We start from the raw sequence: 15,808 nt of genomic DNA, 5'->3' as shown, positions 1-15,808 counted from the left end.
GTCCGCTGTTAACCGACCGATCAAGTGTACTTGAGCTGGTTCCAGCTGAACATCTCGTTGGACTTCGTATCCCGGTACCATTGTGAATAGCTTATTTGTGTTGGCCGACTGGATTGTTGCAATTGTCTGACAGTTTCTTGACTCACTTTGCCCTCGAGCTCCATGCGGCGCCTTTGCAAGTACCTCACTAGGCGAGGATTCTGCACGGATATAGGACACTGACGTCGAACGAGTCTTAGGGGCAAGACAGTTCCTCCCGGATTAAGGGTTGAGCCCAAATCCTTCCGGCTCTCATTGAGCCGGATATGCCGTGTGGTGCCGAAGTTCTGACGAGAGGGGTGCCGTATTCAGATATTCGTGTAGGGCCGTCCTCCCCACAGTGCAATGCGCGGTACCCTCATGTGCCCTTGGTCGCGAGGAGGTGAGGGCGAAATGAGTCCCGACGATAGTCCGCAGTTTAAAGCGACGACTATTTCGTTGCGAACTAACCCGGGTGCCGTTTCCGCAGTTTGAATCGGTTTACCTTCCTAAAGATTTGATCCGATCGTTTCTACTTAGCGGATTCGTATGAGTGGAGTGCGTCGAAGTAGCTTCGGAGGTGGCCACCAAACTCGGGTTCTGTCTCTTTTCGTAAGGCTAAGCCCAATGTCGTTTGTCTTTATGCATCCAGAAGTGTTAGCTAACGGTGGCTAGTCGCCTAAACAGGGTGGGATCCGTGATGGCTACACAAAACGCAGCTGCGGCAGCTGCGACCAAGGGGCTGCTTCTTGCTCCCGTTGACGAGATATCAATTTTGGCCGCAACACAATTCAACGCACACCGGAGCGACGTACCAGTCGGTGAGTGCCCAAGCGATGGTAGTGCACGAACTGTTTGTCGGGATTTTGAGTGCGAGCGCGTATTCCTATGCGGTTATCGAAGCTGCCAACGCGATCGCGATCAGCTAGACAAAGGAGGGTAATTATAATTGCATCCCCGTACTTTGTTACGTTGCCACCCGATCGGCTTCGCGCGCATGTATGTCGGGGGCTGGCTTTACGCCACTGCTGGCCGCTGCGTCGGCTTGGTGTGGGTTTGGCCGCGGAGTGGCGTTCGGCGGCGCTGTGTCTTATGGGTCGATAGTTTTAGCGCTGTCCAATGAGGAGGGTCGGGGTCCGGCTTGGTGTCGATGGCGGTTGTGGCCGCGCTTTATGTGGTGTGGCTGAGCACGGTTGCTGCTCAGGTGGAGCAGACCGCCGCGCAAGAGACGGCGGCCACCGAGGCGTATGAGATCACATTCTCCAAAACGGTTCCCTCGCCGCTGATCTTGGTAAACCGCAATCGGCTGATGTCACTGGTCGTAAACAACGCATTAGGTCAAAATACTCCGGCGATTGCAGCTGTCGAAGGAATGAAGCCAGAATGTGGGCCCAGGACGCAGCCGGCGATGTACGACTATGCCGGTTCCTTGGTTACGACCTATCCGGTTGACCCTGTTTATTCAGCTGCAGCCAACCCTGGAGTGGCTGCCTAGTCCAACTGTGGTGGCTCAAGCTAAGGACGCGTTGGCTAGGAACCCCTGGCAGAGCAAGTTATCTCAATTGCTCTGCATTGTTTCCGCCGCACTGCAGGGGTTGTCATCGCTGGCGTCAGGTCTCGTTGGGATCCTCAGTGAGCTCGGGTCGAGGTTAAATCGGTTTGCTCAGGGGTCGGCTAATTACCCCACGGGACTCGATGGTTTTCTGAGCATATATTACGGTACCTCTAACATCGTTTTAGTCGTAATGCTAAATCCCGCTCTGGGAAATAGCATATTTGGGTCCGGGTTTTTTGCACTTGCCCTACGCGTTGGCGTGTTTACGAATTTTCTTGGCTGTGGAGCGGTCAGGCAGACGTTGAGAGATATTGTAACAGGCGGTTGGTGGCGCGGTGCCAGGACCTCCAGCCGGCATCGGCGGACTGGGCGGTTTCGGGAACGCAGTGTCGGCTGATTTTGGCAACGTGATCTTAGTCGAGCTGTTGTCGGTATAGCCCTACATGGAAAACGCTTGCGCTCTTCGCCAGTCTCGGACTTCGGTCGCTAGGAGCTACGCCGATGACCGTTCCGAACACGCCCGCAGCTGGAGAGCCAGGACTGCCATTGCTTGTGTTCGGCATGGGCGGTACAGGTGTGGGCGGCGTTGTTCCGCAATACAGTTTCCGCTCGAGTTTCGTGGCACGCCCACCCGACGCCGGATAGGCCAGGGCGAGATACCCTCGCGCTACACGCACTAGGGGATTCTATGAAGGTCCGATCCATCATGCCGACCACTTACTTTTGGTGAAATTAAGTGGAGTGCACTATGCAAGTTAAACGACCAATTTGGCGACATCACACAGCGCCGCGAGTCCGATCTACGCCAACGTCCACCATGGTGATCTATATTAAAGCGTTCTCCTGCGTAGTCTGGAAATGATTGCGTTGATACCAGCGATTAATTGGTTTAGAAACTAGTCGCTAGACGCCAAGATTACTAGAATTGTCACTATAATAATTGTGCAATATCAAATCTTTAGAATTTATGGATGAAGTGAACTAGAATGCTTTCCTTGCCTCGGATCAAGGTCGACCTTGGTGTCGATTTGCTGCCGATCTACTTGCTTAAAGTACGAGCAAGTAGATCGTATTCCTTGATCTACTTCTAGTATGGTTGCTATTTGTCAATATAATTAGGATTCTCCTGCTACATGTGTTAACTGAAAGGCCATCGCTAGGTCGACAGGTCTGTGATATTTTTGTTTACGTTGTTATTACACGACGGGAAGGCAGTTCGAATAAGTTGCGATCATGATTACCATTACATTAGTGTGAGAATTCTTAGCAAGTAAATGGTGGCTCGGACAAAATTCTCAGGTAGCGACCAGGGATCTGTTGCTGTCAGATGTGATGGATTTCATTAAGAGATATTGCAGACTACATGCCGGGCCAGGTAGCTGCGCTTAGGATGGCGTACCTTTAGGGGATCGGAGATAATAGATGCTTGATTTCGGGGTGCTTCTGCCGAAGATCAACTGAGGTTGGATGTAGATGTATGTGGGTGCCAGTTCGGCGACGATGTTGGCTGTTGCGATGGCATAGGATGAGTTAGCTGTGGAGCGGCAGTCCACGAATTGTTTCGCGATCGAGCGCCTGACCAGTTAGCGCGTGGACGGGGGTCTCCTTCCGAATTGCTATGGCGGCTGCGGCCGCGCCTTGTGTGGCGTGGATGTAGTGTGACTGGCGCGCAAGCTGAGCGCGAGTGGCCACGGCGGCCAAGTATGAGGCCGCGTTCGCCACAATGGTGCCTCCGCTGGCAATTGCGACCAACCGAAAGCCTGCTGATGACGTTCACCGCTACTAACTTGTTGGGTCAAAACACTTCCGCGATTTTACCGCTGAAGCCCATTACCTGGAGAGGTGGGCTCAAGATGTCGACACAATAGTAAGTGTACCTTTGCGACCTCGTAGGTGATCGCGTCGCGGTTAGGGTTGTCTACCAGTCCATCGCAGATTGTCAATACCTTGGCTAGTACCGTGCAGTTGCCACGGTTTCTCAGGTCAGCAGCGTAGCTGGCGTCAACTTCGGTTAGCGGCTATCCCGAGCTGATTAACTCGATGCTGACTGCATTGCAAAGTATGGCAACGACGGTATTGTCGTCGCCGTCGACCCGGTCGCAGAACGTTTTGGTCGGGCTTGCGTTGGCGCTAAGACTTTCGATGGATTTAGCCAACTGGAACACCAGCTGGTCAGTTTTGATTGGGCTGTATTCCCTGCCGGGGTGGGTAGCCCGTTTTTGTCGTTTGGACTGTTCTATGCGGTGTGGGGGCAAAACAGACAAGGGAGTCTCGGCGTATTTCGCGGGACCGAAAGTGATCAGCGGGGCGTTGGCTCCGATAGCTGATTGGTTGATCCCACACGTGTGTTCAGTCAGTGCCGGTTCGGTGTCCAGAGTACTGGGGTAGGCGGCCGCGGTGGGAAGTTTGTTGGTGCCTCAAGGCTGGACTAAGCCGCCCCGGCAATCAAAACCTTCCTTGACCTTCGGGGATACCGGCTGACCTAGCGGGTGCCTCAGTTAACGTCGTTTGCCGGCCCAAGCGGCGTCTTTGGTCAGATGGCCCTGTCGAGCTTGTTTAGACGCACTATAACTCAGCAAGTGCGTTTAGTGGCACTGGCGCGATCCTCAGGTGCTGTGGTCACCTATGCTGAGTCCGCCTACCAGCATCGTGATCCCCTTTGTTGAGGAATGACCACCGTGTCCAGTGACAGTCCATTACCACCTATCGTCAGCTAACAAGGGATATCGAGATGTTTTACGCGGGGTTTCCGCCCGCAATAACTTCGGCAGGATCTCTCCTGGTCCAGATTTGGTGCCGATGCACGTCGGCCACGGTGGCTTGGGATTCGCTGGGCCGCGTACCTATAGTCTATCTTGTCCTGGTATTCATCAGTGATCTCGATCCCTGACTAGCGGCCCTAGATAGGTCTGTCGTCGCTGGTCTGACCAATGCCATTACCCACCTTCCTGAGTTGGTTACACGCTGCCGCCATACAAGCCACTTAAGCCGGCTCGACCCCAGTCAATGTCGCCGCGAGCGCCTACGAGGCTGCATTGGCCGCCTACGTACCACCGGAAGTAGGTAGCAGCCAACCGCAGTCAACTGGCTTCGCTGGTGGCGTCCCCCATGCGTATTGGGTCACTAAACCAACGTGATTGCAGCCACCGAAGCCCGCTATCTCGACATGTGCGCCCAAGATGCTCTGGCCATGGCCATTTACGCTGGAACTTCAGTGGCTGCCACTACAATGACCGCGTTCGCCACGCCACTAGAAGTCGCCCACACTAGCACACCAGTCGGCCAGGCCGGCGCGTTGGCTTGAGCTGTTACGACCACAACCAGCAAAGTCCAGATGCTGTTATCAGCTAATAGCTACAATGCCCAACCCGCTGTTTTCGTTACTACACAAGTGGGCGTGAACCTGCCCACCGGCTACATTGTCACCGTAAACACGCTTCTTCAACGGCCTTTCGGGTCAAACGGTGCATCGATACTTACCGCCCCGTACTCCTCATCAGGGTTCTCCTTGACTGTAACACGCAGTTCAACGACATCGGGGTGCTGACGAACTTGCCCATAACCCATAACGCAGTTCCTCAAGTTCGTTCCATCCACACCCTGGGTCCCATCTCTAAAGAAGGACTCGATCTCACGTTGTTGTGTGGTGGCCGGGGGTGTTGGTGTTTGTGGCAGGAATTGTTGGTCGGTTTCATAGGTGGCAGGTGAAGTAGTGTTCTGGTGTGCCATCGCTGGCCGATACGGTCGGGAGTTTGGTGGGCTAGCCTAGATCTTGTTGGCGCTGGGTGTTGGGGGCGCTTTCGGGTGCATGCTATGGCTGTGGGGTGTCTGTTTGTTCACCGGCCCTCGGCCAGCCGGTGTGCCCCCGGCTGTGTTGGTGCCGTGTTGGTTTCACAGTTCGTCGATGACCTCGCAGCCGGTGATGACGCGTACGGCGGTGCTCTAGCCTAGGGCAGTACTTGACTTTTTGTGGGGATCGACCGCGGAAGGAAGATAAAAGCCATCCACGGCGTGATCTGGTGACTTGTGCGCGTGGCGGGCTAACACATCACCAGAAAAGCGCAACTGATCCCCGGCCACCCGCCACACCAGACGCACCCCCAGCATCGCCAGCTTCGATGTCGCGGCCGGTGACCAACACCAACTACTCGGCGGCCCTTGCAAGCAGCCCACCTACGCCGCGACCAACCCTAAACCACCAACACAACCCACACCACCGATCCCCACCACATAACCCACCACACCCCTCAACCACACAAAACCAAACCAGCAAGAAATAACCACCAACAACCAGCACAACCACACCATGAAATCTAAACGGCACATTGCTGGTCAGGCGGGTGCTGGCGTTTAGGCCAGCACCCTTGCCGGTTCAGTGAAGGCCAATCCCAGGTCGTTGGCTACCTGCTCAGACAACAGTGCACCGTTATGCGTCGAAAGACCTTTTGCCAGAGCGGGATCCGACCGGCAGGCTGCCTGCCAGCCATGGTCTGCGAGTTTGAGTATATATGGCATCGTTGCATTGGTCAGCGCGAATGTCGATGTCTTGGGTACTGCGCTAGGCATGTTTGCCACACAATAGAACAACGTATCATGCACCGCGAACGTCGGCTGATTATGGGTGGTGGGCTGCGAATCTTCGAAACAACCGCCTTGATCGATGGCAATGTCGACCAACACCGCGCCCGGCTTCATGTGTGCGACAAGAGAATTCGAGATCAACCGGGGAGCTTTGGCACCCGGCACCAGCACGGCGCCGATCACCAGGTCGGCGTGCTTGACCGCACCTTCTAGGTCGTAGGCCGACGAGTAGCGGGTGCGGAGGCGGCCACCGAACTCCGCGTCGAGCTCCCGTAGTCTGTTTATGTTGACATCAAAAATCGTGACGGTCGCACCCATACCGTTGGCAATTCGAGCCGCGTTATAACCCGCAGTCCCGCCGCCGATCACGACCACGTTAGCGGGCTCTACGCCGGGCACTCCACTCATCAGTACCCCGCACTTCCCGTGGGTCCGCATTAGGTGATAGGCCCCCACCTGAGCCGACAGTCGTCCGGCCACCTCGCTCATCGGAGCCAGTAACGGCAGCGCGCCGTCGGCGGTCTGCACGGTCTCGTAGGCGATTGACGTTGTGCCGGAGGCCAATAACGCGTCGGCGCAAGGACGTGAGGCAGCCAGATGCAGATACGTAAAAAGGATCTGGCCGTGTCGTAGGCGCCCATACTCGGCAGGTATGGGCTCTTTGACCTTGAGTAGCAAGTCGACCTCGGCCCACACCTGTTCGGGGGTGCTGATCAGTTGGGCTCCTGCCGCTTTGAAATCCGCATCGGCGATTGCCGAGCCTTCCCCGGCACCTGCCTGCACAAGCACCTCGTGGCCGCGGTGTGTCAGGGCGGCCACGCCGGCCGGCGTGATGGCCACCCGGAACTCGTTGTTTTTGGTCTCGGTCGGAATACCGACTCGCATAATCACTCCCTGGCGCAAAATCGTTTAAGATTGTAGCTCAAGTGTGAAGAAAGTTCGAATAGTCCGCAATACCTTAAATGATGGCCATATTGATATAGTTAATGGTTATTGCGATATATATTCGATATGTCTAATGACTCAACGGAACCGCGAGATGAGCAGGGCGACTTACCGAAGGATGTTCGGCTCTCTGGTATTGATGCGGTGGATCGCAGAATGCTGCGCTTGCTGCACGGCTATGCCTGGATGACCAACAATGCGCTAGCGAAGGTGGTCGGGATTACGCTGTCAACGTTTCATGGTCGGGTTCGGCGGCTCCTGGAACTCGGTGTTATCCACAGGTTCTATACCGACATCGATCCGATCGCAGTGGAATTGCTGCTGCAGGCAATTATCTCGGTCAGTCTAAAGTCCAACGCGCGTGGGAAGATCCGCAGCTTCATTCAGCAGATCCGCCGCAGACGCCCTGTAATGGATGTCTATTTCTTGGCCAGCGCCGACGATTTCATCCTGCACGTAACCGCCCGCGACACCGACGATTTTTACGTGTTGGTGGTAGAGTTTACGCCGATATCGCAGGAACCCGGACATCATTGGCTTTTCGAGCATCTGTGCGGAATTGTGCCGATCTAGACATCGGTACTGGGTGCTGAGGTGCGATAGTTATTACTGATTCTGCGCGGCGCGTTGCTAAGTGCAAGACGGCCGGCAACGGGTCAGCGTCGTAAGACAGTTGGTTGACGACCATATTTTACACCTAAGGCTTCTCCCATTCTAATATATACTTTCACTTCCGACTGTGTGGTGTACATCGAGACGATATTTACTCAATCGGTGTCAACCTTCAGACAGGGTAGGGATGTTAACCGCCTATGACGAGGCAGCGGGTCCACATGACGCTTCTTTAGATAACGAACGTCTCGTTCTCGAAGCTCGTGACGTTGGTTTTGATTGGGCGAAGCTGTCGTTTCACTATGTGCCCAACGAGCCGTTGGTGACCCACATACTCAATGTGTTGCACCTGCTGTTGCCCACGGGTGAGGAGTTTTTCGTTGAGGTGTTTAAGAAGACGCTGCCACTGATTAAGGACAATCAGCTGCGGCTGGATGTACAGGGATTCATCGGCCAGGAAGCCATGCATTCCCAAGCGCATTCCGGGGTGCTTGCCCACTTCGCTGCGCAGGGCATCGACCTGACGCCGTACACCTGATCAGATCAAGTGGCTCTTTGATAAACTATTAGGGGATAAACCGCAGTGCAACGTGCGACGACAGCGCAGCTGGTTGCTGGAGCAGGTTTCGTGCATAGCGGCAATCGAGCACTACACCGCCGTTTTGGGGGAGTGGATTTTGGACTCTCCACAGCTCGATGCCGTCGGCGCCGACCCGGTGATGCTGGACATGCTTCGGTGGCACGGGACCGAAGAGGTTGAACACAAAGCGGTGGCGTTCGACACTATGAAGCATCTGCGCGGTGGATATTGGCGGCAGGTACGCACCCAACTGGCAGTCACGCCGGTGATGCTGCTGCTGTGGATTCGCGGAGTACAGTTCATGTACTCGGTGGATCCTTACTTGCCGCAGGGGACCAAACCGCGGTGGCGTGACTACTTCGCGGCAGCACGTCGGGGATTGGTACCCGCGCCGCGGCGTTTAGTGAGAATCGTTGGGGACTACTACAAGCCGGGTTTCCACCCGTCACAACTAGGCGGGCTGGAGCGGGCAGTCGACTATTTAGCGGTCTCACCAGCTGCCCGCGCTTCGCACTGATCGATGAACACCATATTGGCAGCTGACATTACGTCGTTCGACGACATCACCTTTGAAATAAATCGATACATTACGATCTATCCCGTAGCGCTCGAATATCCTGGTCGTGCACGTCTGACTCGACCAACCATTATGTCTGGTGAGGAATAATGTGGGAGTTCTATGAAAGTTTCCACAACCGATACAGCTTCGTGTCCTACGACGTGCGTGGAGCTGGTGAATACTTGTGTTCAGCCAGCACGATTCGCGGTCGTGCCGATTGCCGTCGAGTCTAAGATTGGGTACGCGATGCGCCGCATCAGCCCGTCGGTAGTTCGGCTGTTAGCGTGCTTGGGCATTCGACGGGCTTGAGTCTGTTGGGGAATTGCATCGTGTCAGAGAGTATCTGGACCAGTAGGCCAGCCGACCTGTATGGCCGGTGCAACCGTGATCGGCTTGCTACATTGTTGTGGGGTATCCGTGCGGTGTTCGGCGGATTCGCCTCAGCTTCGCGGTGGGAGCCGTCTTGGGTGAAGCCGGTGCGGCGGACTCAATCTGCAGTAGTCATCAGACGCTAGCTCGTTACCCCTGATGTGGTTGCGTTGACATTGGCCGATGCGCAAGGTGGTTTACTGCCGTCCTGGACGCCCGGCGGGCATATCGACGTTCAGCTACCATCGGGCCGTCGGCGGCAATATTCTTTATGATTCTTTATGCGGTCCGCCCGAACGCCGCATGGACTACCGCATCGCGATCCGCCGAATCGCCGACGGTGGCGGCGGTTCGATTGAGATGCATGACACATTCGATGTGGGTGACATCGTAATGTTCGAAGGTCCCCGCAACGCTTTCCACCTCGGCACGGCCGAGCGCGATTTGCTGTTCGTGATCGGCGGCATCGGGGTGACTCCCATGCTGCCGATGATCCAGGTGGCTGCGCAACGTGGAAGCAACTGGCGGGCAATATATGCTGGTTAGTAGCCGTGAGTACATGCCGTTTCTGGCTGAAGTGGTTTCAGTGGCTCCAGGTCGGGTTACTGTATGGGCCGACGACGAGCATAGTCGCATCATCACTGTCGACGATTTGTTGGACGGTGCGGGGCCGACGACGGCTGTTTACGTGTGTGGGCCGACCGCCATGCTGGAGGCGGTTCGGCTGGCTCGTAACGAACACGCCGACGCGCCACTGCACTACGAGCGATTTAGCCCGCCGCCCCTCGTCGACGGGATCTCTTTCGAGTTGGAACTCGCGCGGTCGAGGTGTGTGCTCAACGTTCCGGCTAATCGGTCGGCACTTGACGTCATGCTTGACCGGGATCCGGCCACGGCGTACTCGTGCCAGCAAGGTTTCTGTGGAACATGCAAGGTCAAAGTTATTGCTGGACAGGTCGATCGTTGTGGCCGCTCTACCGAGAGCGATGACGAGATGCTGGTTTGTGTATCGCGGGCGAAAAGCAGTCGGGTGGTCATTGACGTCTGATAGGCCGTACATCAACATCGGTGCTGATCGGTGTCGAACAGTTGTTCTGGGCGGTGATAATTGTTCGTTCTGGCTTGGCTGTGATCCCGATACGGCGGCGGGATCCATTCGGTGCGGTCGTGGGGAAGTTTCTTTGTCCGCCAGCCATTTCCATCCTGCTTATGGTTGGGTTGACAGGCAAAGGCGAGTTTGTCGGCATCGGTTAAGCCGCCGGCTGACCACTCAATCTATATGGTGAACTTCGGACCAATAGCTGGGTATGTTGCAGCCGGGGATGTGCAGTAGCGATCCTTCGCATACAGGACCACTCGCTGATCTGGTGAGGTCACTTGGCGAGTTTGCCTAAGACACAGTGGATGATTTGAATGCTCATCGCATACGGCCAGATAGCGATAGGCCTGGCTGGCCATCCGGATCGGGTTGCGCATCAACACCAGTGTACCGCCGGCCCGTTACGGTTCAGTCCGTGCCCAACGTTAGCTCTTGAAGCGTGGTCCACACGATGACCGTCACCGGCAGTCCGTTGTGCACGCCGAGTTTCGGATAGCCCAACTGGACCTGGACCAAGGCCGTGAGTGCATCGTGTTGGCGTTGGGTGTGGCCACGCGTGTCCTTGTCTGCTGTCTCTTTCGTTGGGTTGGCCGCTGACACGGAGAGGCTTGGTTGTCCGGGTGGCATATGCCAGGCGTGGCGAATCGTGCCAGCCACGCGTCGCTATTGGTGCGCAATTCCGGGTATGTATGTGATCAGCATCCCGATGCTCATCCTATCAGACCGTTGACTGCACCAGGTAAAATCGCGTCGGCGTGCGGTCGGAGCCGGGAAATTGCCCGTACGGGTTGATCAGCAGCGCACACTTGAGCGCCAGCTTTTCCAGCTGGTGGGGACGCAATTTTGCCGCTTGCTGGGCAAGAAATTGCTCGGCGTGAACGAGCGTATCGGGCGGCGTTATGTCTGGGAGATTTTTGAGAAGGTTTGAATCATTCGCAGGTGTTGACCATCGAGGATGTCATTTTGCCCCGTCTGGGCGGTAGCCGGTAGGTCTGGCAGCAATATGCCGGCTGGCGAGTGTTAAACGCGGTGACAATTCCTTCAGCCGGCGGCGAGCTTTGGCGCAGCTGGTTCGTAGCCAATCGGCGACCACTGTGTGAGCCGGGCCGTCGACATCGGCGGGATCTTCTTTGGCCAGGCCCGAAATTACCTCGTGACTTACCGCGATCTGCTGCCGACGAGCCGTCTCCATATTTGGTTCCAGCGCATGTAACCGGATAGGGAGGCTCGAAGCCGTCGAAGTTCAGCTCGCCAATGTCTGTTACAGCGGCATTGAATGTGTCGAGCTTGACAGTTACTCCAGGCGGGATCTTAGCCGAAAGCATGTTCGAACTCTATTTCGATGTATCGCAGGGAGCCATGTCCCAGCTGGCCTCTGTAGATGAATAGCTAACTGTGGGCAAATCCGCTGAATACGATCGCGGGGCCCGTTCTGCGATCTAGCGTGACTGCTCCGTTACCGTTGCGTTAAGCGTACGTGGGATGCAAACGCCGTGAAGGCGCTACGTGCAGCGATGTTCACCGATAACGGGTCTGTTGTCGAGACTGTGCGTGGGCTACTCACCGACGAGGTCCTTCAGCTCGCAGGTGATGGACTCCGGGACATCGTTGTCCAGTTATTTACCAGAAGCGGCTGGACTAACCGGACAAGTGTGTGGCTGCGCTAAACGAGTGCGCATGAGCGGGGACAAAGAGTTGGCCGATCAACTTGTAGCAATCCTCAACCAAGGTCCGCGCCAATGCTTCGTCTGTTGCCAGTCGACCTGGAGCAGCTGGCGTTACTCATGGGAGGCGATCCCATGTGGGGTGGTGGCTGGATCGACCTCAAAACCGGTGATTGTGGGTCGCAGGCTCGGATCTGTGAAGACGACAGTTTTGACGAGGATGAGGGCCGCTAGCTCTATGTGGAGTGCATCGGCTCGTAAGCGGGCTACTGGGATATTGGAGTTGTTTATCGCTACTGGGTGGACTCTCTAGAGGCCGCGATAAGTGGAAAAGGCGCTTTCCGTCGATTTAAAGAGGTGCTTTCGCTGTGGCCCGATGAGCTGCACCGCTACATTACTTGTTTTGCAGTGAACGCCAGGTGGGCCATACTTGTGCCTGACTTGCCGCACAGGCTAAACACCTGTCAAGGCGGCTAAGGTTCTCCAACCGTTCGGTCTAGGGTGAACACTATGCGAGTAGGTGTGTTAGGAGCCAAAGGTAAAGTCGGGTCGACGATGGTGCAGGCTGTGCGGGCCGTCGAGGATTTGACCCTGTCCGCGGAGGTGGAGGCCGATGATCCGCTGGGCCTGATCACCGAGGGCAACACCGAGGTAGTCATCGACTTTACCCATCCAGATGTTGTGATGGGCAATTTAGAGTTCCTTATCGGCAATGGAATTCACGCCGTGGTTGGCACCACTGGTTTCACCGCCGAGCGGCTGCAGCAGGTGCAGTCATGGCTGGTCGATCAGCCCAACACATCAGTGCTGATCGCGCCTAACTTCGCGATCAGTGCGGTGCTCTCGGTGCATTTCGCCAGACAGGCCGCGCCGTTCTTTGACTCGGTGGAGGTTATCGAGCTGCATCATCCACACAAAGCCGATGCACCCTCGGGCACCGCGACGCACACTGCGACGCTGATTGCCGAGGCGCGAAAAGGTTTGCCGCTCAATCCCGATGCCACTAGTACCAGCCTGCCTGGTGCCCGAGGCGCCGACATTGACGGTATCCCGGTGCACTCGGTGCGGCTGGCCGGACTGGTCGCCCATCAGGAGGTGCTGTTCGGTACTGCGGGGGAGACGTTGACCATCCGCCACGACAGCCTGGACCGGACATCATTTGTGCCCGGCGTGTTGTTAGCGGTGCGTCGCATCACCGAACGTCCTGGCCTCACGGTGGGTCTCGAGCCCCTACTCAACCTGTAATGAACGACACTGTAATGATCAAGAGCAGCCTGTATATCCAGTTGCTCATCGCGGCTCTGTGCTTCGCGATGCTGGCATACCTTGTGTTGTTGGGTCGTATGGCCATCGCGATGATTGGCTCAGGACGGGCGGCCGCCGTGGGTCTGGGGCTGGCGTTGTTGATCATGCCCCTTATCGGATTATGGGCGATGATCGCTACTCTGCGAGCAGGATTCGCTCACCAGAAGCTGGCTCGCCTAATCGCGGCAGACGGGATGGAGCTCGACACTAGCGCGCTGCTCCGACGACCCTCGGGGCGCATACAGCGAAACGCGGCTGACGCGCTGTTCGCCACCGTGCGCGCCGAGCTAGCAGGCGATCCCGACAACTGGCGCCGTTGGTACCGGCTGGCTCGGGCCTACGAATACGCAGGAGATCGTCGTCGCGCGCGGGAAGCCATGAAGACAGCCCTAGAACTACACGGGAGCGACTTACCCTGCCAATGACTAAGAAGTTTCTGGTGGTGCACCATACCCCCGTCGCTGACTACCCGAGAGCTGCTGGAGGCAGTGCTTTCCGGAGCCAACGATTCCGAGATCGGCGGTGTAGACGTGGTTTCCCGACCGGCGCTGGCCGCGACTATCGCGGACATGCTTGACGCCGACGGCTACTTGTTTGGCACCGCCGCCAACTTCGGCAACATGTCCGGGGCGCTTAAGCACTTCTTTGACACCGTCTACTACCCGATTCTGGACCACGTGTCGGGACGTTCCTACGGCTTGTGGGTGCATGGCAACAACGACACCGTCGGCGCCCGCGGTCGCCGTCGGCAAGCTTGCTACTGGGTTGTCGCTGACTCATGCTGCAGACGTGCTGGAGGCCGTCAGTCCTGTCGATGCCACGGTGTGCGAACGAGCCCACGAAGTGGGTGGCACGCTTGCCGCGATGCTAATGGAATGATCGGAAGGAGCGGGCATGCCTGCTGCCATTGACGTCTTCCATGGCGACAATCCGTTTGTGGTGAAGCGAGTTTCCCTCGACCGCAACTTCATCCCGTACTGAGATCGCTTGACCGCCACGCTGCTGAACATGTTTGCTGAGCAGGTCGACAACCGCCCAAACGGGGATACCATAGTTGAGCTGGAGTGGCCCGAATGACCTACCGGCAGTTGTGGCCAGCGTGCTTCACGAGTCGCTTTGGGTGCTGGCATTTTGGGGCACCGTTATGGTCGGCGATGTTGCGGTACTGGTCAATACCCGGTCGGTGCAGCCTGAAGTCGAGTTCATCTTGTCCTACGCGGGTGCTCGGGTGGAGCTGGCACCGGAGACTACATTACCCGACGGCCAACCGTATGTGATTCATCATCTTCGCTACACAGACGCCGCCGTGCTGTTCTACAGCTCGTTTACTACCGGTCACCTCCAGGGGGTGTTGACCACACACGAGGCTTTCCTGACCAACGTCGAGAACACGATTTGATGTCTCTGTCAGTCAAGGGATCTCGGCGAGGAGCTGCGTACGTTGATCTAGGTTCCGGACCGGCTGCAACTCGCAGCTTTTGGTGGCAGTGCGTCTTGGAAGGCGGTGATCATGCCCGCATTGAATATTGACGGGTTGATCGCAGCGCTGTCTGCAGGGTGCATCTCGTTCATGCTTACCGTCTCCGTGGACTACTGTTTCTTGTTGCAGCACAATGACTTTGTTGCCGCAGACGTCTCCGGTGCGTGCTGGGTAGTCTATGACGGGACACCGATCTCCCTGTCTCTCGTGCACCGGGTGAAAACGTTTTACTGTGGACCGCGGTGTTCAACGGTTACGGGATGGTCGAGACTGCTTTGCTGATGACCGCCCTGCTTGACCAGGATGCTGTGGAGCATGCCGATTCGGTGGGGTATACGGTCCCCTCGGTGGATCTTGGTGCGGTCTCTGACGGTCATAACACGGGTGTGGGCGCGTTGGTAGTACGCGGCGCCATGTGACGACCAAGCTACTGGAACCGGCCGCAGACTATTTCTCTGCATTGTGGACGGCTGGTTGCATACCGGCGACATAGCTCGGGTTAGCTACGTAGGTCGGGTGCACGTATCGATCGTCTCAAGGATGTCATCAACCGGGGCCGCGAGAACATCTCCAGCGTTGAGGTCGAGGCTGTGCTGCTGGTGGATCCGCATGTTACGGACTCCCGCGTGTTGGCGGTGCTTTACGACCGCATGAGGGAGAAGGTACGGAGCGGCACTGTTTGGCGGTACAGAGCAGATCGACGTGATGGTGGTGCTTGACCACTGTTGGGGGCAACTTGCCGACTGTAAGGCGCCGCAATATGTCGCTGTGGTGGACAACGCGTTGCCGCGTAATGCCGGCGGCAAACTGCTCACGGGTAAGCTCCGCTGGCAGGTTGGTGTGGAGTCTGGTCAGCTGATGAGTGGGACGGTTACCGCAAAGCACGGATAATCCTGCTGCGGGAAAACTCGGGCAATAACTCCTATAAACTCACTATAAAGTGAAAGCGGAGTTGGTGCGCTTAGCATTGCGCGTCGAGGCCTGCTATTGCACCTATACCTACAGAACCGCACGGCGAGTGATTCATTCTTGTGTGGTTGC

13 protein-coding genes, 8 pseudogenes and 1 riboswitch are annotated in these 15,808 nt (G+C 56.6%); of the genes and pseudogenes, 14 read left to right on the top strand and 7 right to left on the bottom strand.

What is annotated here, in order from left to right:
- Positions 1 to 176 precede the first annotated feature (176 nt).
- Positions 177 to 345: riboswitch (M-box (ykoK) riboswitch) on the top strand.
- 300 nt (positions 346 to 645) lie between these two features.
- From MLPF_RS04035 to MLPF_RS04020, 4 genes and pseudogenes are all read left to right on the top strand, one after another.
- A pseudogene (locus MLPF_RS04035) lies at positions 646 to 947 on the top strand (PE family protein).
- Between the two features lie 215 nt (positions 948 to 1,162).
- On the top strand, positions 1,163 to 1,513 hold the full coding sequence (locus tag MLPF_RS04030) for a PPE domain-containing protein (protein WP_050039158.1): 351 nt from the start codon (positions 1,163 to 1,165) through the stop codon (positions 1,511 to 1,513).
- 510 nt (positions 1,514 to 2,023) lie between these two features.
- Positions 2,024 to 2,218 (top strand): annotated as a pseudogene (locus MLPF_RS04025) (PPE family protein, SVP subgroup); the annotation flags it as partial.
- A gap of 2,488 nt (positions 2,219 to 4,706) precedes the next feature.
- Positions 4,707 to 4,877 (top strand): hypothetical protein, encoded by a 171-nt coding sequence (locus MLPF_RS04020; RefSeq protein ID WP_156147132.1) that lies wholly within the window; start codon positions 4,707 to 4,709, stop codon positions 4,875 to 4,877.
- Between the two features lie 137 nt (positions 4,878 to 5,014).
- On the opposite strand, the gene MLPF_RS04015 is transcribed toward MLPF_RS04020, so the two are convergent.
- Positions 5,015 to 5,155: a hypothetical protein gene (locus tag MLPF_RS04015; RefSeq protein ID WP_175266422.1), complete on the bottom strand. Its 141-nt coding sequence runs from the start codon at positions 5,153 to 5,155 to the stop codon at positions 5,015 to 5,017.
- Between the two features lie 193 nt (positions 5,156 to 5,348).
- Here MLPF_RS04015 and MLPF_RS04010 point away from each other — a divergent pair, with 193 nt between their 5' ends.
- Complete coding sequence (locus MLPF_RS04010) at positions 5,349 to 5,519, top strand: hypothetical protein (protein WP_237817104.1); 171 nt, start codon at positions 5,349 to 5,351, stop codon at positions 5,517 to 5,519.
- Here the strand turns inward: MLPF_RS04010 and MLPF_RS04005 are convergent.
- From MLPF_RS04005 to ald, 3 genes are read right to left on the bottom strand one after another with little or no spacing between them, the layout of a single operon-like run.
- Positions 5,516 to 5,746: a hypothetical protein gene (locus MLPF_RS04005; RefSeq protein WP_237817102.1), complete on the bottom strand. Its 231-nt coding sequence runs from the start codon at positions 5,744 to 5,746 to the stop codon at positions 5,516 to 5,518. The genes MLPF_RS04010 and MLPF_RS04005 overlap by 4 nt on opposite strands.
- A complete protein-coding gene (locus MLPF_RS04000; RefSeq protein WP_156147131.1) occupies positions 5,747 to 5,899 on the bottom strand; it encodes a hypothetical protein in 153 nt (50 codons plus the stop codon).
- A 24-nt stretch (positions 5,900 to 5,923) separates the two neighbouring features.
- Positions 5,924 to 7,039 (bottom strand): alanine dehydrogenase, encoded by a 1,116-nt coding sequence (gene ald / locus MLPF_RS03995; RefSeq protein ID WP_045843217.1) that lies wholly within the window; start codon positions 7,037 to 7,039, stop codon positions 5,924 to 5,926.
- Between the two features lie 126 nt (positions 7,040 to 7,165).
- On the opposite strand from ald, the pseudogene MLPF_RS03990 reads away from it, so the two are divergent.
- The 4 genes and pseudogenes from MLPF_RS03990 (at position 7,166) to MLPF_RS17075 (ending at position 10,473) form a co-directional block, all read left to right on the top strand.
- Positions 7,166 to 7,672, top strand: a pseudogene (locus MLPF_RS03990) (Lrp/AsnC family transcriptional regulator).
- A gap of 144 nt (positions 7,673 to 7,816) precedes the next feature.
- A pseudogene (locus MLPF_RS03985) lies at positions 7,817 to 8,808 on the top strand (metal-dependent hydrolase).
- A 371-nt stretch (positions 8,809 to 9,179) separates the two neighbouring features.
- Positions 9,180 to 10,267: pseudogene (locus MLPF_RS03980) on the top strand (PDR/VanB family oxidoreductase).
- Between the two features lie 20 nt (positions 10,268 to 10,287).
- Positions 10,288 to 10,473 carry a hypothetical protein gene (locus MLPF_RS17075; protein ID WP_420329608.1) on the top strand — a complete coding sequence of 62 codons (186 nt, stop codon included), beginning with the start codon at positions 10,288 to 10,290 and terminating at the stop codon, positions 10,471 to 10,473.
- 21 nt (positions 10,474 to 10,494) lie between these two features.
- Here the strand turns inward: MLPF_RS17075 and MLPF_RS17070 are convergent, their stop codons facing one another.
- The 3 genes and pseudogenes from MLPF_RS17070 to MLPF_RS17060 all read right to left on the bottom strand — a co-directional run bounded on the left by MLPF_RS17070 (position 10,495) and on the right by MLPF_RS17060 (position 11,510).
- Positions 10,495 to 10,701, bottom strand: coding sequence for a DUF222 domain-containing protein (locus MLPF_RS17070; protein WP_420329607.1), 207 nt, complete (start codon positions 10,699 to 10,701; stop codon positions 10,495 to 10,497).
- A gap of 25 nt (positions 10,702 to 10,726) precedes the next feature.
- Positions 10,727 to 10,975 carry a DUF222 domain-containing protein gene (locus MLPF_RS17065; protein ID WP_420329606.1) on the bottom strand — a complete coding sequence of 83 codons (249 nt, stop codon included), beginning with the start codon at positions 10,973 to 10,975 and terminating at the stop codon, positions 10,727 to 10,729.
- A 61-nt stretch (positions 10,976 to 11,036) separates the two neighbouring features.
- Positions 11,037 to 11,510, bottom strand: a pseudogene (locus MLPF_RS17060) (DUF222 domain-containing protein).
- A 547-nt stretch (positions 11,511 to 12,057) separates the two neighbouring features.
- Here MLPF_RS17060 and MLPF_RS03970 point away from each other — a divergent pair.
- The 5 genes and pseudogenes from MLPF_RS03970 to MLPF_RS17055 all read left to right on the top strand — a co-directional run bounded on the left by MLPF_RS03970 (position 12,058) and on the right by MLPF_RS17055 (position 15,658).
- Entirely contained in the window at positions 12,058 to 12,216 is a 159-nt protein-coding gene (locus MLPF_RS03970; protein ID WP_156147130.1) for a hypothetical protein, read from the top strand.
- A gap of 276 nt (positions 12,217 to 12,492) precedes the next feature.
- The gene (dapB, locus tag MLPF_RS03965; protein ID WP_045843216.1) at positions 12,493 to 13,227 is read left to right on the top strand and encodes a 4-hydroxy-tetrahydrodipicolinate reductase; all 735 of its coding nucleotides are present in this window, start codon (positions 12,493 to 12,495) and stop codon (positions 13,225 to 13,227) included.
- A 14-nt stretch (positions 13,228 to 13,241) separates the two neighbouring features.
- Positions 13,242 to 13,712 carry a tetratricopeptide repeat protein gene (locus MLPF_RS03960; protein WP_162196933.1) on the top strand — a complete coding sequence of 157 codons (471 nt, stop codon included), beginning with the start codon at positions 13,242 to 13,244 and terminating at the stop codon, positions 13,710 to 13,712.
- Positions 13,709 to 14,166, top strand: a pseudogene (locus tag MLPF_RS03955) (flavodoxin family protein). Before MLPF_RS03960 ends, MLPF_RS03955 begins: the two are co-directional and overlap by 4 nt.
- 15 nt (positions 14,167 to 14,181) lie before the next feature.
- Positions 14,182 to 15,658 (top strand): annotated as a pseudogene (locus MLPF_RS17055) (class I adenylate-forming enzyme family protein).
- The last annotated feature ends 150 nt before the right edge of the window (positions 15,659 to 15,808 follow it).

The organism is Mycobacterium lepromatosis, assembly GCF_000975265.2.
Classification (GTDB): Bacteria; Actinomycetota; Actinomycetes; order Mycobacteriales; family Mycobacteriaceae; genus Mycobacterium; species Mycobacterium lepromatosis.
Note: the sequence above shows the minus strand (reverse complement) of the source record. Positions and strands in the feature narration are given on the sequence as shown.